At 63.3% G+C, this 21,740-nt stretch carries 22 protein-coding genes; 12 read left to right on the plus strand and 10 right to left on the minus strand.

Annotated elements, in window-relative coordinates; genetic code table 11:
* Positions 1-96: 96 nt before the first annotated feature.
* The 4 genes from lepB to KEC45_RS08765 are packed head-to-tail and all read left to right on the plus strand — an operon-like array spanning position 97 to position 2,949.
* Positions 97-915, plus strand: coding sequence for a signal peptidase I (lepB, locus tag KEC45_RS08750; RefSeq protein WP_062183876.1), 819 nt, complete (start codon positions 97-99; stop codon positions 913-915).
* A complete protein-coding gene (gene rnc, locus KEC45_RS08755) occupies positions 912-1,592 on the plus strand; it encodes a ribonuclease III (RefSeq protein WP_083435911.1) in 681 nt (226 codons plus the stop codon). The genes lepB and rnc overlap by 4 nt, the downstream gene beginning before the upstream one ends.
* Positions 1,589-2,482 (plus strand): GTPase Era, encoded by an 894-nt coding sequence (gene era, locus KEC45_RS08760; protein WP_062180375.1) that lies wholly within the window; start codon positions 1,589-1,591, stop codon positions 2,480-2,482. Before rnc ends, era begins: the two co-directional genes overlap by 4 nt.
* Before the next feature lie 26 nt (positions 2,483-2,508).
* The gene (locus KEC45_RS08765; protein ID WP_062180372.1) at positions 2,509-2,949 is read left to right on the plus strand and encodes a hypothetical protein; all 441 of its coding nucleotides are present in this window, start codon (positions 2,509-2,511) and stop codon (positions 2,947-2,949) included.
* Between the two features lie 3 nt (positions 2,950-2,952).
* Here KEC45_RS08765 and KEC45_RS08770 read toward each other — a convergent pair whose 3' ends face one another.
* The 5 genes from KEC45_RS08770 to plsY all read right to left on the minus strand — a co-directional run bounded on the left by KEC45_RS08770 (position 2,953) and on the right by plsY (position 10,235).
* On the minus strand, positions 2,953-4,077 hold the full coding sequence (locus tag KEC45_RS08770; protein WP_062180369.1) for a lipase family protein: 1,125 nt from the start codon (positions 4,075-4,077) through the stop codon (positions 2,953-2,955).
* A gap of 68 nt (positions 4,078-4,145) precedes the next feature.
* Complete coding sequence (topA, locus tag KEC45_RS08775) at positions 4,146-6,710, minus strand: type I DNA topoisomerase (protein ID WP_062180366.1); 2,565 nt, start codon at positions 6,708-6,710, stop codon at positions 4,146-4,148.
* A gap of 84 nt (positions 6,711-6,794) precedes the next feature.
* Positions 6,795-7,904, minus strand: coding sequence for a vWA domain-containing protein (locus KEC45_RS08780; protein ID WP_252171938.1), 1,110 nt, complete (start codon positions 7,902-7,904; stop codon positions 6,795-6,797).
* 628 nt (positions 7,905-8,532) lie between these two features.
* Positions 8,533-9,618 carry a DNA-processing protein DprA gene (gene dprA / locus KEC45_RS08785; RefSeq protein ID WP_062180361.1) on the minus strand — a complete coding sequence of 362 codons (1,086 nt, stop codon included), beginning with the start codon at positions 9,616-9,618 and terminating at the stop codon, positions 8,533-8,535.
* Positions 9,615-10,235: a glycerol-3-phosphate 1-O-acyltransferase PlsY gene (plsY, locus tag KEC45_RS08790; RefSeq protein ID WP_062180358.1), complete on the minus strand. Its 621-nt coding sequence runs from the start codon at positions 10,233-10,235 to the stop codon at positions 9,615-9,617. The genes dprA and plsY overlap by 4 nt, the downstream gene beginning before the upstream one ends.
* A gap of 135 nt (positions 10,236-10,370) precedes the next feature.
* Between plsY and murI the strand changes: the two genes are divergently transcribed.
* The 5 genes from murI (at position 10,371) to KEC45_RS08815 (ending at position 14,738) form a co-directional block, all read left to right on the plus strand.
* The gene (gene murI, locus KEC45_RS08795; protein WP_062180354.1) at positions 10,371-11,177 is read left to right on the plus strand and encodes a glutamate racemase; all 807 of its coding nucleotides are present in this window, start codon (positions 10,371-10,373) and stop codon (positions 11,175-11,177) included.
* 137 nt (positions 11,178-11,314) lie between these two features.
* Positions 11,315-12,535, plus strand: a complete 1,221-nt coding sequence (gene hemA / locus KEC45_RS08800) for a 5-aminolevulinate synthase (RefSeq protein ID WP_062180351.1) — start codon at positions 11,315-11,317, stop codon at positions 12,533-12,535.
* The gene (locus tag KEC45_RS08805) at positions 12,532-13,221 is read left to right on the plus strand and encodes a nitroreductase family protein (RefSeq protein WP_062180349.1); all 690 of its coding nucleotides are present in this window, start codon (positions 12,532-12,534) and stop codon (positions 13,219-13,221) included. The genes hemA and KEC45_RS08805 overlap by 4 nt, the downstream gene beginning before the upstream one ends.
* Complete coding sequence (locus tag KEC45_RS08810) at positions 13,218-13,388, plus strand: hypothetical protein (RefSeq protein WP_193749139.1); 171 nt, start codon at positions 13,218-13,220, stop codon at positions 13,386-13,388. Before KEC45_RS08805 ends, KEC45_RS08810 begins: the two co-directional genes overlap by 4 nt.
* A 96-nt stretch (positions 13,389-13,484) precedes the next feature.
* Positions 13,485-14,738, plus strand: a complete 1,254-nt coding sequence (locus tag KEC45_RS08815) for a YceI family protein (RefSeq protein WP_062180347.1) — start codon at positions 13,485-13,487, stop codon at positions 14,736-14,738.
* 4 nt (positions 14,739-14,742) lie between these two features.
* Here the strand turns inward: KEC45_RS08815 and KEC45_RS08820 are convergent, their stop codons facing one another.
* The 5 genes from KEC45_RS08820 to KEC45_RS08840 form a co-directional block, all read right to left on the minus strand.
* Positions 14,743-15,333, minus strand: a complete 591-nt coding sequence (locus tag KEC45_RS08820; protein ID WP_252171939.1) for a GNAT family N-acetyltransferase — start codon at positions 15,331-15,333, stop codon at positions 14,743-14,745.
* Between the two features lie 47 nt (positions 15,334-15,380).
* Entirely contained in the window at positions 15,381-16,040 is a 660-nt protein-coding gene (locus tag KEC45_RS08825; RefSeq protein ID WP_062180343.1) for a class I SAM-dependent methyltransferase, read from the minus strand.
* A gap of 2 nt (positions 16,041-16,042) precedes the next feature.
* Positions 16,043-17,260, minus strand: a complete 1,218-nt coding sequence (locus KEC45_RS08830) for a DUF3419 family protein (RefSeq protein WP_062180340.1) — start codon at positions 17,258-17,260, stop codon at positions 16,043-16,045.
* A gap of 169 nt (positions 17,261-17,429) precedes the next feature.
* Positions 17,430-17,879, minus strand: coding sequence for a hypothetical protein (locus tag KEC45_RS08835; protein ID WP_062183873.1), 450 nt, complete (start codon positions 17,877-17,879; stop codon positions 17,430-17,432).
* Between the two features lie 53 nt (positions 17,880-17,932).
* Positions 17,933-18,922 (minus strand): threonine/serine dehydratase, encoded by a 990-nt coding sequence (locus KEC45_RS08840; RefSeq protein WP_062180337.1) that lies wholly within the window; start codon positions 18,920-18,922, stop codon positions 17,933-17,935.
* Positions 18,923-18,986: 64 nt separating this feature from the next.
* Between KEC45_RS08840 and KEC45_RS08845 the strand changes: the two genes are divergently transcribed.
* The 3 genes from KEC45_RS08845 to KEC45_RS08855 all read left to right on the plus strand — a co-directional run bounded on the left by KEC45_RS08845 (position 18,987) and on the right by KEC45_RS08855 (position 21,729).
* Positions 18,987-20,195, plus strand: coding sequence for a saccharopine dehydrogenase family protein (locus KEC45_RS08845; RefSeq protein ID WP_062180333.1), 1,209 nt, complete (start codon positions 18,987-18,989; stop codon positions 20,193-20,195).
* Between the two features lie 98 nt (positions 20,196-20,293).
* Entirely contained in the window at positions 20,294-21,382 is a 1,089-nt protein-coding gene (locus tag KEC45_RS08850; RefSeq protein ID WP_062180331.1) for an alpha/beta fold hydrolase, read from the plus strand.
* Entirely contained in the window at positions 21,379-21,729 is a 351-nt protein-coding gene (locus KEC45_RS08855) for a DMT family protein (protein ID WP_062180329.1), read from the plus strand. Before KEC45_RS08850 ends, KEC45_RS08855 begins: the two co-directional genes overlap by 4 nt.
* The last annotated feature ends 11 nt before the right edge of the window (positions 21,730-21,740 follow it).

The following is a 21,740-nucleotide window of genomic DNA, read 5'->3' on the forward strand; positions in this document are numbered from 1 at the left end:
ATTCATCGCCAATGCCGCGAGATGACCAATGCCAGCTTTACCGCCGATGTGACGCCCCCAACCGGGCCCGTGCCGCCCACGCCGACCCCGGCACCGGTGTCGGCCAAGGAAGAGGCGGTCGACACTGTCCGCTTCCTCGCGCTGCTCGCGATCGCAGTGCTGATTTTCCGCAGCTTTTTCCTGTCGCCCTTCAATATTCCTTCGGAATCGATGCAGCCACGACTGCTCATCGGCGACTATCTGCTCGTCAACAAGATGGCCTATGGTTATTCGAAATATAGCCTGCCGTTCAGTGTCCCGCTGATCCCGGGCCGCATTTTCGCGCGCACCCCCGAACGAGGCGACGTGGTCGTTTTCAAGGCGCCGCCGGTCGCCGACAATGATTATATCAAGCGCGTCATCGGCCTGCCCGGCGACAGCGTGCAGGTGAAGGACGGCATCGTCTGGCTGAACGGTAAGCCCGTCCAGCGCGAAGCAATGCCCGATTTCGTGATCCCCGTGACCCCGAACATGATCGAGGCATCGCGCGCGACGGGCACCCTGCCCTGCTATTCGCCCGAGTTTGAGGAAATCGCCGCCGACGGCCAACGCCAGTGCCGCTACAAGCAGTTCAGAGAAACGCTGCCCGGCGGAAAAAGCTATAACATCCTCGACATCACGACGATCCCGGAAGACAATACTCCGCTCGTCGTCGTTCCCGAGGGCCATTTGTTCCTGATGGGCGACAACCGCGACCGCAGCGCCGACAGTCGGTTCCCCGCGATGGAGAATCAGGGCATCGGCCTCGTGCCCGAGGAAAATCTCGTCGGCCACGCCCTCGTCGGCATGTTCTCGACCGATGGATCGGCGAGTTGGCTAAACCCGATCAGTTGGTTCACCGCCGCGCGCTGGGAACGGATCGGGGACGGTTTTTGAACGATCCCCTCGACACCGGGGCGCTCGCCAGCATCATCGGCGACGCTCCGGGCGATCCGGCGCTCTATGATCTGGCGCTGACGCACGGCAGCACCGGGCGCGCCGACTATCAACGGCTCGAGTTTCTGGGCGACCGTGTCCTGGGGCTCGTGATTGCGTCTGAACTCTACACGCGCTTCCCCACCGCAAGCGAAGGCGAGATGTCGTCGCGGCTGCACGTGCTCGCGGCGGGCGCGACGTGCGCTGCGGTGGCGCGCAAGCTCGATCTGACCGCACTGATCCGCTTCGGCGCGCAGGCACGTAACGACGGCGGGCGATACAGCGACAATATTGCTGCCGACGCGATGGAAGCCCTGATCGGCGCACTCTATCTCGACAAAGGTGCTGATGCGGCGCGGCAGTTCATCCTGACCCATTGGAACGAAATGATCGACGGGCAGCAGGCGGCGCCGAAACATCCGAAGGCGGCGCTTCAGGAATGGGCGCTCGCACGCAAACGCCGCCCGCCCGAGTATGAAATCGTCTCACGCGAAGGCCCCGACCACGCGCCGCGCTTTCGTATCGCGGTGAGCATCGGCAAGCTCGCCCGTGCTGAAGCCGAAGGTGCATCGAAACAAGCTGCCGAAAAGGCGGCGGCGGCGGCGTTGCTCGCCGAACTCGAAGGAATGAAATTATGACCCAGCATTGCGGTTTTGTCGCCGTCGTCGGCGCGCCCAACGCGGGAAAATCGACCATCGTCAACGCACTCGTCGGCCAGAAGGTCGCGATCGTCAGCCCAAAGGCGCAAACGACGCGCACACGGTTGATGGGCGTCGCTATGGACGGCGAGACACAGATCGTTCTGATCGATACGCCGGGCATCTTTGCCCCCACCCGCCGGCTCGACCGCGCGATGGTCGCGGCGGCGTGGAACAGCCTCGATCAGGCCGAGGCGATCCTGGTCATGATCGACGCCGCCGCCAAGCTCGGCGAACGTGCGGAGCGCGTGCTGCAGGGAATCGAGGGGCGGCCCGAGAAGAAGTTTCTTGTGCTCAACAAGGTTGACCTGACCAAGAAGGACAAGCTGCTAACGATCGCGACCCAGCTCAATGAGCGCGTCAAATTCGACGAAACCTTCTTCATCTCAGCCAGCACCGGCGACGGGGTTCCCGAACTCAAGACGACACTGTCGAAGCTGATGCCCGAAGGGCCTTGGCACTTTCCCGAAGATGAGGTCAGCGACGCGCCCGAACGCATGCTAGCCGCCGAGATCACGCGCGAACAGCTTTACCGCCAGCTCCACGAGGAACTGCCTTATCAGTCGACGGTCGAGACCGAGAAGTTCACGACGCGCCCCGACGGAAGTGCCGAAATCCACCAGCAGATCCTTGTCGCACGCGACAACCAGCGCGCAATCATCCTGGGCCACAAGGGCGAGCGCATCAAGGAAATCGGCAGCAAGTCGCGCGCCGAACTGACCGAACTGCTGGGACGCAAGGTTCACCTGTTCCTGCATGTGAAGGTCAAGGCGAATTGGGACGAGGACCGCGGCGTCTATCGCGACATGGGGCTCGACTGGGTCGATTGAGCCTGCGGGTACTTGCGGGAGAATATATGGAACGTCCGAAATCGATCATCGCCTTCGAAAGGGCTTTCTGGGCTTCTTTCGCGGTTGGCCTGCTAGGTGGGATTTTGAGCTGGAATCAGGTGCTTGCGGCCTATGAGCGCGAGCCGTCGATTGCTGCGATGGGCTTTGGCAGCGGGTTTCTGATCTCAATCTGGTGCATCAGCTTGGCGTGCCAGTTCCTCTTCTGGTATCTTATTGCGCGCAAGGCTAGCAATGTAACGCGATGGGTCTACGTCGTGCTAATGGGCCTTGGCATTATTTCGGCACTCGCGACGATTAATGATCCCGCCATGCCCGGCGGCGTCTCATGGATTTTCAGCCTCGCGTCGAGCGCGCTGACCGCGCTTGCTATCTTTTTCCTATTTCGGCCCGATGCGTCGGATTGGCTGACCAAAAAGCGGTATGTCGATCCAGATACCTTCCGCTAGTCGCTAAATCCTCCGACAGTCATTCGGCGGCGCGTTCCCGTCGAAGCGCGCCGTGATCCAGCCGATCGTTTCCTGCGCGCTGTCGCGCGCGGCATCGACATGACCGCCCGTCATCTCGATCCAGCGCAGCGCCGTACCGCGGCGGCAGACGGATTTCGCAAATTTGCGGGTGACGGCGGGGGCGATGATCGTGTCCTTGCTGCTTTGCGCGATCAGCAGAGGTCCCGGCACGCGTGCCGGATCGACGCTGTTGGCGCGGGCGAAGCTTCCCCATGGTTCGATTTTGGCGATGTCCTTGTTCTTCGTGGCGCGAACAATGGTCAGGACGCCGAGGATCATGCCGAACTTCGGCTTCTTTTCCAGGCTGATGCAGTTATTCTCCGCCAGTCGGTGGATGATGCCCTGGTTCGTGCGGTTGGCTATGCCGTCCATCGAGAAGCCATAGAGCGTCGACCAGCTATGCAGCGTAAAGGATAGGAGAAGTGCGCGCGCATTCTTGTCGCTGCCCTCGCGCAGATTGGCCGCCAGATCGGTCGGGGGCGCCGCTGCAGCAGTGGCCACGAGCCGCAAGTCGGGCGCATGTGAGCGCGCGGCTATCGCGGTCCAAAGCGCCGCATGGGCGCCTTGCGATTCACCCCATACCGCGAAGTCGGCGCCCGCAGCGGCGCCCGGGATTTCGCGCGCCGCGCGCACCGCGTCGAGAACCGCATTGGCAGTATCCTGACCAACGAGAAAAGGGTGCATCGTAGAGCTTGCGAGGCCGATATAGTCGGGCGCGACCACAACATAACCGCTGCGGACGGCATCCATTCCGGCGGTCGCCGCGAAGAAGTTCGGACTGAGCGAGGGCGCGCATTTTTCGGCGACGCCCCATGCGCCGTGGGTCCAGGCGATAACGCGGCGCGGACGCGACGGCATCGCTTCCATCGGGGCCGCAACGATGCCCGTTACCGCGAGGCGCTGACCATTGCCGTTCGTCGTCCAATATTGCACGCGCCAGGCCTGCACGCCCGCTGGCGTATCCTGCATCGGGTCGGCCGATATCAGGCGCCCCGCCTGTTGAGCGGCGGCGGGTAAGGAAAATATGGACAGAATGGAAAGCAGGAAGGCGGCGAGCAGGTGGCGCATGGACAGTCTCCCGGATGCGCCACCCTATCATGCCTTGGCAGCGGCGCAAACGCCGCCGGTCGAGACAGTTATTCCGCCGCCGCCTTTTTGGCCGGAGCTTTCTTTGCAGCCGTTTTCTTGGCCGCGGGCTTCTTAGCCGCAGCTTTCTTCGGTGCCGCCTTTTTCTTGCCCTTCGCCGGCCCCTTCGCCGCGCGCGCGTCGATCAACGCGATCGCTTCTTCCAGCGTCAGCGTCGCCGGATCTGCTGTCTTGGGCAGGGTTGCATTGGTCGTGCCATCGGTGACGTAAGGACCGAATCGCCCTTCCATCAGCTTCATCTCGCCGCCGCTTGTCGGATGTGGGCCGAAGGTATTGAGCGGCTCGGCCTTGGTCCGTCCGCGCCCGCCGCCCGCAGCAGCTTCGGCGATGCGCACGACCGCGGCGTTCATGCCGATATCGAAGATTTCGGCGGTGCCCGTCAGTTTCGCATATTTGCCGTCGTGGAGCAGATAGGGGCCATAACGCCCCAGCCCTGCCATGATCGTCTTGCCGCTTTCGGGATGCACCCCGACCTCGCGCGGCAGGCTCAGCAGTCGCAGTGCATAATCAAGGTCGAAATCCTCGCCCGGAATATCCTTCGGGATCGACGACCGCTTCGCCTCCTTGCCGTCACCGAGCTGGATATACGGGCCAAAGCGCCCGCTGCGCTTCGTCACCTCCAGCCCGCTGTCGGGATCATTTCCCATCGTCTCGGGACCGGTATCCGCACCGTCGCTACCGCCTGGCTGCGCAAACTTCCGGGTGAATTTGCAGTCGGGATAGTTGCTGCACGCGATAAACGGCCCGAACTTGCCGCCGCGCAGCGCGAGGCGCCCGGTGCCGCAATTGGGGCAGAGGCGCGGGTCGCTGCCGTCGCCCTTGTCCGGGAAGAGATAGGGGCCGAGGAATTCGTCGAGCGCCGCGGTGATCTCCGACGGCTTCTGCTCCATCACTTCGCCGGTGCGCGGTTTGAAATCGCGCCAGAAGCGCTCAAGCACCGCCTGCCATTGTGCACGACCGCCCGACACGTCGTCGAGTTCTTCCTCGAGCCCGGCGGTGAAATCATAGCCGACATAACGTTCGAAGAAGCGTTCGAGGAACGCCGTCAGCAGCCGCCCGCTCTCCTCTGGGATGAAGCGGTTCTTCTCGACCGTCACATAAGCGCGGTCCTTGAGCACCTGCAGGATCGAGGCATAGGTCGACGGACGCCCAATGCCGAGTTCCTCCATCTTCTTGACGAGGCTCGCTTCGGAATAGCGCGGCGGCGGCTGTGTCTCGTGGCTTTCGACCTCGACGCCGGTTTTCGCCGGCGCATCGCCCTTTGCCATCGCCGGCAACAGGCGCGCATCCTCGTCGTCGCCAGCATCGTCGCGGCTTTCGTCGTAGAGTGCAAGGAATCCAGGGAATTTCACCACCTGTCCCGTCGCGCGCATCACCGTCTTGCCGGTGCCGTCGGACAGATCGACGCTGGTGCGTTCGAGCCGCGCCGACGCCATCTGGCTCGCGAGCGCACGCTTCCAGATCAGCTCGTAGAGGCGGCCATGATCGCCGCTGCCTGCCTTGTCCTTCGAAAAGTCGGTCGGGCGGATCGCCTCATGCGCTTCCTGCGCATTCTTTGCCTTGGTCTGATACTGGCGCGGCTGGTCGGGGACATAGCCACCGTCGTAGCGCGTCGCGATGGCTTTGCGGGCCGCGCTGATCGCGCTTCCATCCATCTGAACGCCGTCGGTACGCATATAGGTGATCGCGCCATCCTCGTAGAGCGCCTGCGCCACGCGCATCGTGTGGCTTGCGGAGAAGCCGAGCTTGCGCGCGGCTTCCTGTTGCAGCGTCGAGGTCGTGAACGGCGGCGGCGGATTGCGCGTCAGCGGCTTGGTCTCGACCGCATCGACAGTGAAATGGCCCGCCTTCACATCAGCTTCGGCGGCGCGCGCGTCGGCCTCGTTCGTGATCGAGAGGCGCTCGATCTTGTCGCCGCGCCAGCGCGAAAGCCGCGCCTTGAACGGCGTACCGCCCATCTCGAACAGGCCGGTCACCGACCAATATTGCTGCGCAACAAAAGCCTCGATCTCGCGCTCGCGCTCGACCACCAGCCGCAGCGCGACCGACTGGACGCGGCCGGCCGATTTTGCTCCGGGCAGTTTGCGCCACAGCACCGGCGACAGGGTGAAGCCGACGAGATAGTCGAGCGCGCGGCGCGCCCGGTAGGCGTCGATCAAATCGGTGTCGAGCTCGCGCGGATGCGCCATCGCATCGGTCACGGCCTGCTTGGTGATTGCGTTGAAGGTGACGCGATCGACCAACGCCGGCAGCGCCTTCTTGCTGCGCAACAACTCCTGCACATGCCAGCTAATCGCCTCGCCCTCGCGATCAGGGTCAGTCGCGAGAATCAGTCGATCGGCGCCCTTCGCGGCGTCCTGAATTTCCTTCATCCGCTTCGTTTTGTCGGGATACAACTGCCACTGCATCGCAAAGCCGTCGTCAGGATCGACCGAGCCGTCCTTGGGCGGCAAGTCGCGAACATGGCCATAGCTGGCCAGAACCTTGAAATCGCGACCGAGATATTTCTCGATCGTTTTCGCCTTTGCGGGCGATTCCACAATTACCAATTGCATTAAAAAACTATCCCCGTCACCGGCTCTCACATGTACGCGCGAGGGTGGCGGGGATAGCTTGATTCCGTCAAGCTGGATTTTTTCTTATCCATCCTGCCATTTGAAATCGGCGGGCAGGATGCATTTGCCGGCGTCATATTTGCCGACACTGCGGATGATTTCCTGGTCGTCAGGCTCGACGCGGCGGCCGCTGATCTGGCTGTCGATCACACGGCGGACGAGCGCATCGAGCTTGGTCACAAGATAGCAGTCGATCGCCGGCGGCGCGTGCGGATCGCCGACGCCGCTGTCGTCGGTCAGGAACAGATAGCGCGACTGCGTCGCTGCCGCCATCGCGCGCATCGCATATTCGGCCTTGTCAGCGACGCCCGAGGCGGCGACCGGCGTGATATGAATGCGCTTGGCGCGCGCAGCCTCCGCAGCAGCCCAAGTCCTGCCGAACTTGTCGTCGTGCGGCGGCGCGTCGGCGACGAGCAGCAAGGACTTCACCGCGTCGGGACGCCAGTCCTGCCCGACCGCGCGGATCATCGCCTGATCCATCGCCTCGGGATAGTCGCCACCACCGTTCGCATCCTGCCGCGCCAGCGCGCCCTGCACGCGCCCAATGTCGCGATCGAAGGCAACCGTGCGCGTGACATAATCATCGCCAAGGTCGCGGTAGAAGACAAAGCCGATCCGGATATCGAGATCGCGGTGCTTCGCCGTAATCGCGCCGATGATAGAGCGGAGTTCGGCCTGTAAATAGTTGATCTCGTCGCCCATGCTGCCCGTCGTGTCGACGACCAGCATCAGGTCGAGCTTGGTCGCTTTCGTCGCCGCCTGGTTCGCGGTCAGGCCGACGACCTGCCCGCCTGCGGCATTGGCGACCAGAACCGGTCGTGCGTCGGCGATGTTGCGCCCGGCCTTTCGCGCCGAAACGGTGATTCGTTCGCTCAGCCGGTCGAGCCCGGGGAAAAAGACCGCGCTGCCGTCGGCCTGCGTCGCCATGGTGATGCTGTTGCCGTCGCTGCACGTCACCACGACGTCGGCGAAGGGGATCGGCTGGCCGCTGCGGTCATTGACCTTCACCGTCACGACGCGCGTGGTATCGACCCGCGGCAGGTTGCGGACTTCCTGCCCCAGATCGCCGCTGCGATTGACGTAGGCGACGTAGAGCTCGGGGTTGAGCAGGTCGTCATGCTCGCCCGCGGTCAATATGCCCGATTGGGGTTGCGGCTGCGGCCGTGGATAGGAACGCGGAGGGACGATGCCAGGGCTGACGCGTGCGAAATCCGAAGACGAGCCCGGGGTCGGCGCGGCCGAAGCGGGCGGCGGCGGGAGCGCCTCAGCGGCGGAATAGCTGGAACCAGCGCCCGCTCGCGATCGAGATACCACCACCTCGGCAGCATCGTCGGAATAGGATGGGGGCGGCGGAGCCATTGGCGGAGGGGGCGGCGGCGGCGGAGGTGGTGGTGGCGGCGGAGGGGCGGGCTCGACGGCCATTGCCTCTTCGCGATCACGTTTCTCGCTCCCCCGCGTGTTGATGCTGCCATTCAACGGCTGCGGCTGGGGCTGCATCTCTGGATCGAGCTGGGGCAAGGGCGCGGCGTTGCGGCAGAAGCCCTGGTCAGGAGAAGGCCGCGAATGCGCCATCGCGAGCGGTATTGGTGCGGGCGCTGCGGCCAGTACGGCAACCATAGTCACGCTTGTCAGAAACCGGCTTCGCATCAACAAACTCCCCACCATGTGATACAATATCATTAGCCTGTGGCTCGGCCGCTGAACTGTGGCTGAACCGCGATGAGGCGTTAGATTGTCAAGGGTTAGCCAGCAGTGCAGCCAATCACATCAGCGAAATCTTCCCGCCGGCATGGCGCTCGACACGGCCTGCCAACTCGAGTTCGAGCAAAATCAGTTGCACCGTAGACGCGTCCTGTCCCGATTGACGCACCAGTTCATCGACCGCGACCGGCGTCGGCCCCAGCAAGTCAATCAGCGACCGGCGCCCGCCTTCGCACGCCTCCGCTGGCGCAGGAGCGGCGGCGTAGCGTTGCACGGGCTCGCGCACCATCCGCACGTCGATCGGCCCGACCGCTTCGAGGACATCGTCGACTGTCTGAATGAGCGTCGCGCCCTCGCGGATCAGCAGATTGCAGCCCTGCGCGCGCGGGTCCAGCGGCGAGCCTGGAACCGCCATCACCTCGCGCCCATAGTCGCCGGCACGCCGTGCGGTGATCAGCGATCCTGACCGCGGCGCCGCCTCGATCACGACCGTGCCGTGCGCGATCCCGGCGATGATGCGATTGCGCGTCGGGAAGTGGCGCGCGAGTGGTTCGGTCCCCGGCGGCTGTTCGGCGATCAACAACTGGTCGCTCGCGATCTTTTCCTGCAGCGCGGCGTTTTCGGGCGGAAAGGCGATGTCGATTCCGCTCGCGATCACGCCCGCCGTCGAGCCCCCGAGCGCGCCGATATGCGCGGCGGTGTCGACACCACGCGCAAGGCCGCTGACAACCGTGACATCGCGGGCGGCGAGGTCCGCCGCGAGTTGGCGCGCGTAGCGGCAGGCGACCGCCGACGCGTTGCGCGCGCCGACGATCGCGACGCATGGACGCCGCAGCATGGACGCATCGCCGCGCACGACAACAACCGGCGGCGCCCCCTCTACCTCACGCAGCATCGGCGAATAATCATCCTCGTCGCTGAAAATATGCCGCGCGCCAAGCGCCGCCACACGCTCGACCTCGCGCTCGGCAACATCAAGGGAGGCGATGCGCGCCTTCCCTGCCCCACCGCGCAGTACGAGATTGGGAAGTGCGTCGAGCGCCGCCTCGCCCGAACCAAAGCGCAACATCAACTGGTGCCAGCTGACCGGCCCGACGTGCGGCGTGCGAATCAGCCGGAGCCGCGCCAGCCGCTCGGAGTGGGTCACGCGCGCCCGGCTCCTTTGTCGGCGTCCTTGCTTCTGCCGATACGCGGCTCGGTCCCGGCGCGCAGCCGCGCGATATTCTCTCGGTGCCGCCACAGCACGATGACCGCGAGACCCGCGAGCCCGATGGCGTAGATGGGATAACCTAAGGCGAGCGCGGCGATCGGTGCCGACACCGCGCCGAGCATCCCGCCGAGCGAGGATATGCGGAGCAACAAGACTGCCGCGAGCCACACGATGGCGAAAATAAGTCCGATCGGCCAGGCGAGCGCAAGTGCAAGGCCCAGCAGCGTCGCGACCCCTTTCCCGCCCCGGAACTTCAGCCACACGGGATAGCAATGACCGATCATCGCGGCAGCACCCGCTATCATCGCGGCATGTTCGCCGAGTTCGGGAACGAAATGGCGCGCGAGCAACACCGCCACCGCGCCCTTTGCACCGTCGAGGATCAGCGTCGCCGCCGCGAGCCCTTTGCGCCCCGTGCGTAGCACATTGGTCGCGCCGATATTGCCTGATCCGATCTGGCGCAGGTCGCCCGCACCGAACAGTCGCGTGAGGATCACGCCGAACGGGATCGACCCCAAAAGGTAACCCGCAGCAATCAGCAAATATAAACTCATGACGTTCCCCGCTCGCTTTGAAGCAATGTGGCGCCGTTACCCGAATCAATCAATGGATTCGGCAAGATTGGCAACCAAAGCGGACGAACTCGCCGCCCCATTGAGTGCCCCCCGGGTCGCTGCTAGGCGGGGCGCATGACCATGCCTGCTCCCGATGCGCCGATCCTCTTCTTCGACAGCGGCCTTGGCGGGCTGACGGTTCTCGGGCCGACGCGCGCATTGCTGCCGACGGCACGGATCGTCTACGCTGCCGATTATGCCGGCCTGCCCTATGGCAAGAAGAGCGACGAAGAACTCGCGGCGCGCGTCCCCGCGCTGCTCGGCCGGCTCGTCGAGCGCTATCAGCCGCGCCTTGCGGTCATCGCATGCAACACAGCCTCGACGATCGCCTTGGGACATGTTCGGGCCGCGCTCGACCTGCCGATCGTCGGCACGGTTCCGGCGATCAAGCCCGCAGCGGAAATGACCAATAGCGGTGTGATCGGCGTTCTGGGCACCGAGGCGACGGTGCGCCAGCCCTATGTCGATGATTTGAGCGCCAGGTTTGCGGGCGGCAAGACCGTCCTTCGGCACGGGAGCCCGGGTCTTGTCACCGGCGCGGAAGCGAAGTTGCGCGGCGATGCAGTCGATCCCGCAGTCATCGCGCGCGCGATTGCGGGCCTGCGCGAGCAACCGGGGGGCGACGCGATGGACGTCATCGTGCTTGCCTGCACCCATTTTCCATTGCTCAAGACGGAATTGCAGGCGATCGCGGGCCCAGACGTCGCGCTGATCGACGGCGCCGAAGGCATCGCGCGTCGCATCGCCCATCTGACCGAAGGGCAGGATTGGCCCGACGCGGCAACGCCCGGCATCGCAGTCTTCACGCGCAGCAACGACCGCCCGCCGCCGCCGCTCGCCGCGCTCTCGCCCTATGGCATCGGGTCGCTCGAGACGATCTGATAGGACAATTTGTCCCATAAGTTGCGAATCGTTCGCACTGGATTTCAGCCAGATTCGGCGTTATTGGCCCGCGTGTTAATAGCCGCCGGAGGGAGCGGCTCAAGAGCTGCACTAGCACCTGACTGCGGGGCTGAGACGTGAACTACAACGATATTTTCGCACGCGCGATCGACCGGCTGCACGAAGAAGGACGCTATCGCGTCTTCATCGATATCCTGCGCAATCGCGGTGCTTTTCCGAACGCACGATGCTTCGCGGGCCACAACGGGCCGAAGCCGATCACGGTGTGGTGCTCGAACGACTATCTCGCGATGGGCCAGCATCCGAAAGTCATCGAAGCGATGGAAGGCGCGCTGCACGACGTGGGTGCCGGTTCGGGCGGGACGCGCAATATTGGCGGCAACACCCATTATCATATCGATCTCGAACATGAACTCGCCGACCTCCACGGCAAGGATGGAGCACTGCTCTTCACCTCGGGGTATATCTCGAACGAAGCGACGCTCGGCACGCTCGGCAAACTGCTGCCGAACTGCATCATCTATTCGGACGAACTCAACCACGCGTCGATGATCGCGGGCATCCGCAACTCGGGCTGCGAAAAGCGCGTGTGGCGGCATAACGACCTCGCGCATCTCGAGGAACTGCTCGCCGCCGACGATCCCGACGCGGCGAAGCTGATCGCGTTCGAAAGCGTCTATTCCATGGATGGCGACGTTGCCCCGATCCATGCGATCTGCGACCTTGCCGACAAATATAACGCGCTCACCTATTGCGACGAAGTCCATGCCGTCGGCATGTACGGCCCGCGCGGCGGCGGCATTACCGACCGCGACGAAGCGGCCGACCGGGTCACGATCATCGAAGGTACGCTGGGCAAGGCGTTCGGCGTGATGGGTGGCTATATCGCCGCCGACAAGAATATTATCGACGTGATCCGCAGCTATGCGCCGGGCTTTATCTTCACGACCAGCCTGTCGCCGGTGCTCGTCGCGGGCGTGCTCGCAAGCGTGCGCCACCTTAAGGCGTCGAGCGTCGAACGCGACGCGCAACAGGAAGCCGCGGCTTACCTCAAGCAGAGCTTCCGCGACGCGGGCCTCCCGGTCATGGATTCGACGACGCATATCGTCCCGCTGATGGTCGGCGATCCGGTGCGAGCGAAGAAGATCAGCGATATCCTGCTCGCCGAATATGGCGTCTATGTGCAGCCGATCAATTTCCCGACCGTGCCGCGCGGCACCGAACGCTTGCGCTTCACGCCCGGCCCGGCGCATGACGAGGCGATGATGCGCGAACTCACCGAAGCGCTGGTCGAAATCTGGGACCGGCTCGAACTGCAACTCCAGAAGGCCGCGTGACGACTGCACCCCGTTACGACGACGTCGTGGTCGGGCGCCGCTCGATCCGCGGCTTTCTCGACAAGCCTGTACCGAAGGCGCTGATCGCCGAGATCCTCGAAGTCGCAATGCGCGCGCCCTCGTCGTTCAACAACCAGTGCTGGAATTTCTCGGTCGTTACCGGGGAACCGCTCGCGGCGATCCGGCAGGGCAACACTGACGGCATCCTTGCGGGCAAGCCCGACAGCCGCGAATTTCGCCGCTTCGACGGCATCGCCGACGACCATCGCGCGCGTCAGATCGAGATCGCGAAACAGCTATTCGGCGCGATGGGCATCGCGCGTGACGACAGGGATGCGCGGCAGGACTGGGTGCTGCGCGGCTTTCGCCAGTTCGATGCGCCGGTCAGCATCGTCGTCACCTATGATCGCGTGCTGCTCGGCAGCGACATTGCGCCCTTCGACTGCGGCGCCGTTACCAATGCGCTGGTTAACGCCGCCTGGTCGCGCGGGCTCGGCTGTGTGATCAACAGTCAGGGGATCATGCAAAGCCCCGTCGTGCGCGAACATGCGCGCATCCCCGACGACCAGGTCATCATGATCTGCGTCGCGATGGGCTGGCCCGATGCCGATTTCCCGGCCAATGCGGTGGTATCGAACCGTAAGAGCGTCGACGAGGCGGTAAGGTTCGTGGGTTTCGAGGATTGATTGGTGAGGTCATTTTCCACGCGATCGGTGCGGTGGTAGATTTCTTCGCCGCAGGAAAACTCGATTACGGACTGCGCAAGCATTTCTGGCTCCGCGCGATCTTTCTTGCAGTCCTCGCAATCGCGATTGGTCTCGCTGCGGGCTCGTTGCTACGTATCGTTGCATAGCTTTTCGCAGAAGGTGCATTTCAACCGCCTTCGACAAGCTCGATGTGCATCGATAAGGTGAACGACGAATCCCCTCCCCGGTCTCGAAAGATTGTCATGCCAACACAGCGTTATAGCTATACCGCCATCACGCTCCACTGGCTCATCGCTCTGTTGCTGGCATTCCAGATCGCGCTCGGCTGGGCGCTTGAGGGGAACAACAGCCCCGAATTGTTCGCACGGTACCAACTCCACAAATCGGTCGGCATCACGATCCTGTTGCTCAGCCTTGCACGTCTCGCGGCTCGCCTGTTCACACCGCGCCCGCCCGCGTCCGACGGCCCGGCATGGACGCGCGCGCTCGCCAGTACGGTGCACTGGCTTTTTTATCTCGCGATGATCCTCGGGCCGCTCACGGGCTGGCTTCTCGTTTCGACCGCGCGGGTTCAGGTCCCCACGCTGCTATACGGCCTCATTCCATGGCCGCACTTGCCTGTTGGCCGAAGCTGGCATGAGCCGGCGGAGTCGATCCACGGCGCGATGGCGTGGCTCGCGATCGGCCTGTTCGCACTGCATATTACCGGCGCGCTTCGCCACCAATGGCTGCTCGGCAAACCCGAACTACAGCGGATGATCCCCTTCGCGCGCGGCAAGGCCGTCGGTGCGGCGATCGGTGCGATCGCGCTGGTTGCCGGTGCTTTCACTGCAGGCAATTCAATCTATCCGGACAAGAAGCAGGCAACCACGAAACAGCGGCCGGCGGCACCGGTCACGCCGATCTCGGCAGCGACTACCACGCCCGCCCTTTCGGCCGAAGCACCCGAAGCTCAGGCGGCCGAAGAAGCGGTGGCTGAAGATACGAAGCAGCCGCTCGCCGACTGGACGGTCGCATCGGGCGGACGGCTGGGCTTCACGGCACGCTGGAATGGCGAAGCGATCGACGGCCGCTTCGGTCGCTGGCGCGCCGCGATCCGTTTCAGCCCTGACGAGCTGGCGAATTCGACAATTCGCGTGACGGTCGATCTCGGGTCGGCCGACACGGGCGACGGACAGCGCGACGATTCGCTGAAGAGCAGCGATTTCTTCGACGTCGGCGCGCATCCGAGCGCAGTCTTCGCCGCGCGCGATATCCGCCATCTTGGCGGCGACAAATATGAGGCACGCGGCACGCTCGACCTACGCGGCACCAGCAAGCCCGCAACGCTGCGCTTTACCTTGCGCATCGAGGGCGACCGTGCGCACGTTGCCGGAACCGCGCGCATCGACCGTACAGCCTTCGGCGTCGGTCAGGGCGAATGGGCGGCGACCGACGCGATCGCCGCTGCCGTGGATATCATCTTTTCCTTCAACGCCACACGTCCGGCGTCCTGATCGATCAGGACGAAGGGCGCATCATGCCCCAGAAATGCGGGCCGCCGGGTACGTCCCATTGGACTTGGGTAACGAACCCGAGCCGCTCGTAAAGCGGTACATTTTCGGGTGTCGCCGTTTCGAGCCAGCAAGGCAGCGCTTGATCGTCAGCGACGGTGATTTGCTCGCGAATGATTCGTCCGCCGTGTCCCTTGCCCTGATGGCTTGGGCGGACGCCGACATAGTGAAGGTACCAGAAACGCCCCTTGGGTCGGTGCGCGTCGATGCTCGCTTGCACCTTCAGTCCGCGCGGCAGGGCGGTGCCGAAGGTCGCGACAAGCGGGACGACGGTTCGCAGGAACTCGAGCGTGCCGCTGTGCGCCTGCCCCGGCGCGCGCCAGAGAGCCGCAGCCTCGTCGTCCGGCGAGCGCAGCGCGACGCCGACGCGGACATCAGCGGGGACGAGGACCCGAAACAGGCTGCGGAGCGCGCGGGCGCGGTGATCGGGGTCGGGCAATATCCACGACAGCGCGGGGTCTGTCTGAAACGCCTGTGCCAGTGTTTCGGCGACGGAAGCCAATTCGGCGGTCCCCGCCGGCGAGATCATATCGGTCATTGCGCCTCCCCCCACCAAAGGAGCAGGTGTCGCGCGGCTTGGCAAGACTAGCGCGGGCGTTTGTCGAGCCGCAACGCCCAGGCATAACCCCGATAGAGCCGAGTCACCGCGAGCCGCGCACCGGCATCGTTCGCGGCTTCGCGCGCGGCTTCGATCAGCAGTGCGCGTGGTTCGACATGAAAGCGCGCGAGCCACGCGAACAGCGTGCTGCGGAACCAGTCAGGCATGTCCTCCTGCTGTCCGAAATCGACGATATGCAGCGAACCATAAGTCGACAGATGGCGCATCGCTTCACCGATCGCGCCCTGCCAGTCGGGGATCATCGACAATGTATAGCTTTGAAAAATACGGTCGAAACTGGCGGTACGGAACAACGCGTTCGGATCGAAACCTGTTGCGTCAGCCTGTGCAACGCTCACGCGTCGCGCCAGCCCCGCGTGGGCGATCGCGGCGCGAGCCGTTTTCAGCATCTCTTCGGAAATATCTATCCCGTGAAATTTGGCGCTCGGCCAGCAGCGCGCCGCTGCGATAAGATTACGCCCCGTGCCGCAACCGATTTCGAGTACATGTCCGCCGGCCGGAGGCGACAGTTCATCGATCAAGCGGTCGCGCCCAAGCAGGTAATATTTGCGCGTCAGGTCATAGATGTGACGCTGTCCGCGATAGACGCCGTCCATGCGTGCGGCATGCCCATCCCCCCGGATCATCGTCAGCCTTTCAGGATATAGAGGTGGACCCCGCCGTAGATCGCCGAGCGATCGCGCCGTGTGTAATCGAGCGATTCGGCGGCGCGATAATCCCATCGCCGCAGCAGGTCGTCGGGAAGCCGACCCGGCAGCAAGCTTGGTTCGGCGGCGGTGCGAAAAAGGACGCGGGCACCGGGGCGGGCGGTCCGCGTGACTTCGCTCCACAGGGCGGTCAATTGCGCGTCGCTCATCCAGTCCTGCGCATCGAGGAATATGTAACGGTCAAAGCTGTTCGCATCGGCCGCCGCGAGCATGTCGGTCATGTTCGCGTGAAGCACCGTAACCCGCCCCGCGCGGGCGCGGACGGCGGCATAATGATCCGCGTGCAGATAGGGCGGCAACGACGCAGCGGCGTGCTTTCCATAGCCGCGACCAAAGGCTTGCCAGGCGAAATAATTATCCTCGAGCGCAAAATCGCAGGTCAATTTTTCAAGGCGCGCGCGCAACACATCGGCCATCGGCCTTCCGTCCGCGAGCGCGTCATATTGCGCCGGCGGAATGCCCAAACCGAACAGCGACGATCGCTGGTCCGTGACCCAACGGATGAACTTGCGATCGAAGAAGGGCGCGAACTTCGTCTCGAAAATCGTGCGCTGTTCTTCGATCGTCTTCGCTTCGAGGAACTGGCGCGGATCGACGCGGTGCATGCGAGCGACGAGGTGCGCGACCCCGATAAAATTACCGAGCAGTCCGCGCTTGTAGAGCCCGTGCGCGAAGCCGTTGATCCGGCGGCGCCCGACCAGGTCGCGGCCTTCCCAATAGCGGCGGGTTACCTCGTCCAGGTGGGGTCGGACGAAGGCACGATAGTCTGCGATGTTGCTGCTGTTGTCGGCGTCGGCGAAAAAGCGGCGAAGGCTCGCATGATCGGACAACCGCTGGATCGCCACGCGTTTAAGATTGTTAAGTGCGACATGCGCGGTGTTGAGGTCGACCGCGACAATCTCCGCCGGGTCGGCGGTCAGATAGGAAAAGACATTGCAGCCGCCGCTGGCGATCGTGGCGATCCGGTTGCCCGGTTCGATCGCCAGCGCCTCCATATCGACGACCGGGTCTTCCCATATCTGGGCATAGACGAGGCCTTTGAACGCTAGCGCGAAAGCGCGGTCGAGCAGGCGTTGTTTCTGCTCGCCATCCTCGCGAACGACGGCGGCGGCGATCTTGCGATTGGGTCGGCTGGCCATGCGAATGGGTATCCCGGACAAGGTTGATCCGGGGCTGCCCATTGCATGCTTTCATGCGATTTCCGTGCCGGTTCGATGACAATCCGGCGACATACGAGAAAATATGCGTACCTCGACAATCGTCATTCCCGCGTAGTCAGCGACTCTGCGGGAATGACGAAGATATTTGTCAGTCGCGGCAGTAGCCCTCACCTTCCTTCACGATCAGGCATTCCTTCTTGCCGGCCAGATATTTGAGACCGGTTTCGTCGCCGTTGCCGCGACGCAGGCTGAGTTCCTCGGTCCCGCGCTTGAACTTGATGCCATGCTCGCTGTCTTCGCCATCATAGGTCCCCTTGGTGTCGAGGTCCGACTGCATTTCGAGCTTGTATTTCCCTGGCGCGGCGGTCGTGATCGTGGCGTACATGCCCTCGACCCCGGTCCACTTACCTGCCCAGCTCGCGAAGCGATGCGGCGCGGTCGCGGGATCGGTTGCCTCTGCGCCCTCGGCCGGAACGGTCTCGACCGGAACCTCGGTGGTCGTGGCATCGGTCGGCGCAGGCGCGGGCGCCTCTGCCTTTTCGCAGCCGGCCAATAGAACCAGCGCCGCAGCGCCCGCCAAAATTGCACTCTTCTGCATCATGCTTCTCCTTCCCCGTCCAAACGCATGTCGGCGGATAAGTTTCCGCCAGCCTATTCGGTGATGATCTCCGCGAATTTCAGCGGATCGACATTGCCGCCCGACAGCGTGACGAGAGTCGCGTCCGTTACCGACACTTTGCCCGCGAGCACCGCCGCCAACGCGGCCGCTCCGCCGGGCTCGACGACAAGGTGCAGCTTCTCGAACGCCAGCCGCATTGCATCGCGCACTTCGCTGCGCGTCACGGCAACGCCCTTTACGCCGCGCGCCTGCAGCACCGCGAAGTTGATCGGCCAGGTTTGTGGCGTCTGCAAGGCGTCGCATTCGGTCGGATAGGTCATATCCTCGACCGAAAGGATTTCGCCGGCAGCAAGGCTGCGCGTTACATCGTCCCAGCCTTCGGGCTCCACGGCAACAATTTCGGCCTCGGCCAGCGCAAGAGCGAGTCCTGCCGACAGACCGCCCCCGCCACAGCAGGCGACAACCTTGTCGGGGCTGCCGATCCCGCGCGTAACCATCTGCGCTTTCGCTTCGGTTCCGGCGCTGCCCTGTCCCTCTATGACCCACGGATCACCATAGGCATGGACGAGCGTCCCGCCGCGTTCGGCGAGCAGCTTTGCCGCGACCGCGTCGCGCGATTCGGTCACGCGATCATAGAGCACGACCTCGGCGCCCAGTTGGCGCGTTGCGGCAAGCTTCATCGCCGGCGCATTGCTCGGCATCACGATCGTCGCTTTGATCCCCAGCTGCTTTGCCGCCCATGCGACGCCTTGCGCATGATTGCCGCTCGATACACCGACGACGCCCGCCGCCGCCTGTTCGGGCGTCAGATCGGTCAACCGGTGCCAGGCGCCGCGGATCTTGAACGCTCCGACGGGTTGCAGGCATTCCGCCTTGCACCAGATCGTCTTGCCATCGACTTCGAGCGGCAACAGCGGGGTTTGCGGGAGCAATGCAGCGACTTTCGCCGCGGCGCGTTCGACACCCGCAAGCGTGGGTGCGCGGTTCGGATCGAGCAAGGGATCGGGGCTTTGCTGTGTCATGGCTTCGTCCTATAGGGCCGGCCATACAAGACAAGCCACATAGGTAGGCGCAGGAGATTTTTCGATGAGCAAGGTTCTGGTGATCGGCGCAGGCGGCGTCGGTTCGGTCGCGGTGCACAAGATGGCGATGAACCCCGACATTTTTCCCGACATCACGCTGGCGAGCCGCCGCAAGTTCAAATGCGACGCGATTGCCGAATCGGTGAAGGAACGCACCGGCGTCACGATCAAGACCGCCGAAGTTGACGCCGACCATATCGACGCGACCGCAGCGCTGATCCGCTCGATCGGCGCGACACATGTCGTCAATCTCGCACTTCCCTATCAGGACCTCACGATTATGGAGGCCTGTCTGTCGACCGGCGCGCATTATCTTGATACCGCCAACTACGAACCCCGCGACGAGGCGAAGTTCGAATATCATTGGCAGTGGGCCTATCAGGACCGCTTCAAGGAGGCTGGTCTGATGGCGCTGCTCGGTTCGGGTTTCGATCCGGGCGTGACGAGCGTGTTCACGACCTGGCTCAAGAAGCATCATTTCGACCGCATCGACACGCTCGATATTCTCGATTGCAACGGCGGCGATCATGGCCAGCATTTCGCGACCAACTTCAACCCTGAGATCAACATTCGCGAAGTGACCGCTGTCGCTCGTCACTGGGAAAATGGCGACTGGGTCGAAACCCCGCCGATGTCGGTGAAGCAGCAGTTCGATTTCGAGGCTGTCGGCCCGAAGACGATGTACCTCATGTATCATGAGGAGATCGAAAGCCTCAAAACCCACTTGCCCGAAATCAAACGCATCCGTTTCTGGATGACATTCGGCGAGGCCTATATCACGCACCTTACCGTCCTCCAGAATGTCGGCATGACGCGCATCGATCCGGTGATCTACGAAGGCCGCGAGATCGTACCGCTGCAGTTCCTGAAGGCCGTCCTTCCCGAACCGTCGAGCCTCGGCGAGACCACCAAGGGCAAGACGAACATCGGCGTCATTGCGACCGGTCTGGGCAAGGATGGCAAGGAAAAGACGCTCTATCTCTATAATATCTGCGACCATGAGGATGCCTATGCCGAAACGGGCAATCAGGCGGTGAGCTACACCACCGGCGTACCGGCGATGATCGGCGCCGCCATGATGGTCACCGGCACGTGGAACGGCGACGGCGTGTTCAACATGGAACAGATGGATCCCGATCCCTTCATGGACATGCTCAACAAGCATGGCCTGCCCTGGCAGGTGAAGGAATTGGACGGTCCGCTCGATTTCTGAGCGATTTTACGTTTTTCGTCATTTCCGCGAAAGCGGGAACCCGTTAGCCACGGCGAAACTGGGTCCCGCTTTCGCGGGAATGACGAAAGGTAGCCCGAATGAAATTGCAATTGGCAGCGATCGCCTTGTTTGCTGCTTTCGCCACGCCCGCCGCGGCTCAAACCGACGACACCTATGCCCCGGCACGCGCAATCGTCGCCGACATCGGTAAAATTGTTACGCCAAACGGTGTGCAGGAGACCTTCGAGGCCACCCTCGGCGGGGCGCGGCAGGTCGTGAACGTGCGCGGTTCGGACCGCGACAATCCCATCCTGGTTTTCGTGCATGGCGGACCCGGCGCGGTCGAAATGCCCTTTGCCTGGGCTTTTCAGCGGCCGTGGGAGGATGTCTTTACCGTCGTCCAATATGATCAGCGCGGGGCCGGCCGTAGCTATCCGCTCAACGATCCCGCGACCCTTGCGCCGACGATGACACCCGAACGCTACCGCGACGACGCCATCGAACTGATCGAGTTGCTCAAAAAGCGCTATGCCAAACGCAAGGTCGTGCTGATGGGCCATAGCTGGGGCTCGATCGTCGGCCTGTCGGTCGCGGTAAAGCGGCCCGACCTGCTCTACGCCTATGTCGGTGTCGGCCAGGGCATCGATTTTCGCGAAGGCGAAAAGGCCGGTATGGCGTGGACGCGGGCCAAAGCGCTCGCGGCAGGGAATATGGAGGCCGTCCGTGCGGTCGATGCTCTCGCACCCTATCCGAGCGGCGAGTTCACGATTGCGAAAGCCGACGGCTGGCGCAAATATGCGATCCCCTACGGCTCGCTCATCTATAACAAGCCCGACCTCAAATATTATTTCCAGACGCCGCGCCTTTCGCCTGAATATAGCGAGGCCGACCGACAGGCGTGGGGCAAGGGCAGCGAGTTTTCTGTGACGACGCTCTGGCCGCGTTTGGCCGATGTCAGCTTCACGAAGGTCAAGAAGATGGATGTACCGCTGGTCTTCCTGCTCGGACGGCATGATTATACTGTCCCTTCGCCGGTGGCGGCCCAGTGGTTCGGACAGGTTGAAGCACCCTCAAAGAGGCTCGTCTGGCTCGAACATTCGGCGCATATGCCGATGGTCGAGGAGCCGGGTCATTTCTTCGCCGCGCTGCTCCGCGACGTGCTGCCGCTGACGAAGGACCGGAAATGACTGCCTATCTCGCGCCGATCGGCCTGCTGTTCGTATCGAACATCTTCATGACATTTGCTTGGTACGGCCAGCTTGGCGCCGTGTCGCGGCCCGTCTGGCTGGCGGTGCTGATCGCATGGGGAATCGCCTTTTTCGAATATTGTCTTGTCATCCCCGCGAACCGCATAGGCTATGGCGTTTACAGCGCCGCCGAACTCAAGACCTTGCAGGAAGTGATTACACTGGTCATATTCGCTGGGTTCGCGGTCTTCTGGCTCGGTGAGAAGCTGACCCTGAACCATCTCGTCGGCTTCGGTCTGATCGCGGCGGGTGCGTTCTTCATCTTCAAGGGACCGATTGCGGTCTGACAGGAAACACA

Origin of the sequence: Sphingopyxis sp. USTB-05, assembly GCF_023822045.1 — a bacterium.
Taxonomy (GTDB): domain Bacteria; phylum Pseudomonadota; class Alphaproteobacteria; order Sphingomonadales; family Sphingomonadaceae; genus Sphingopyxis.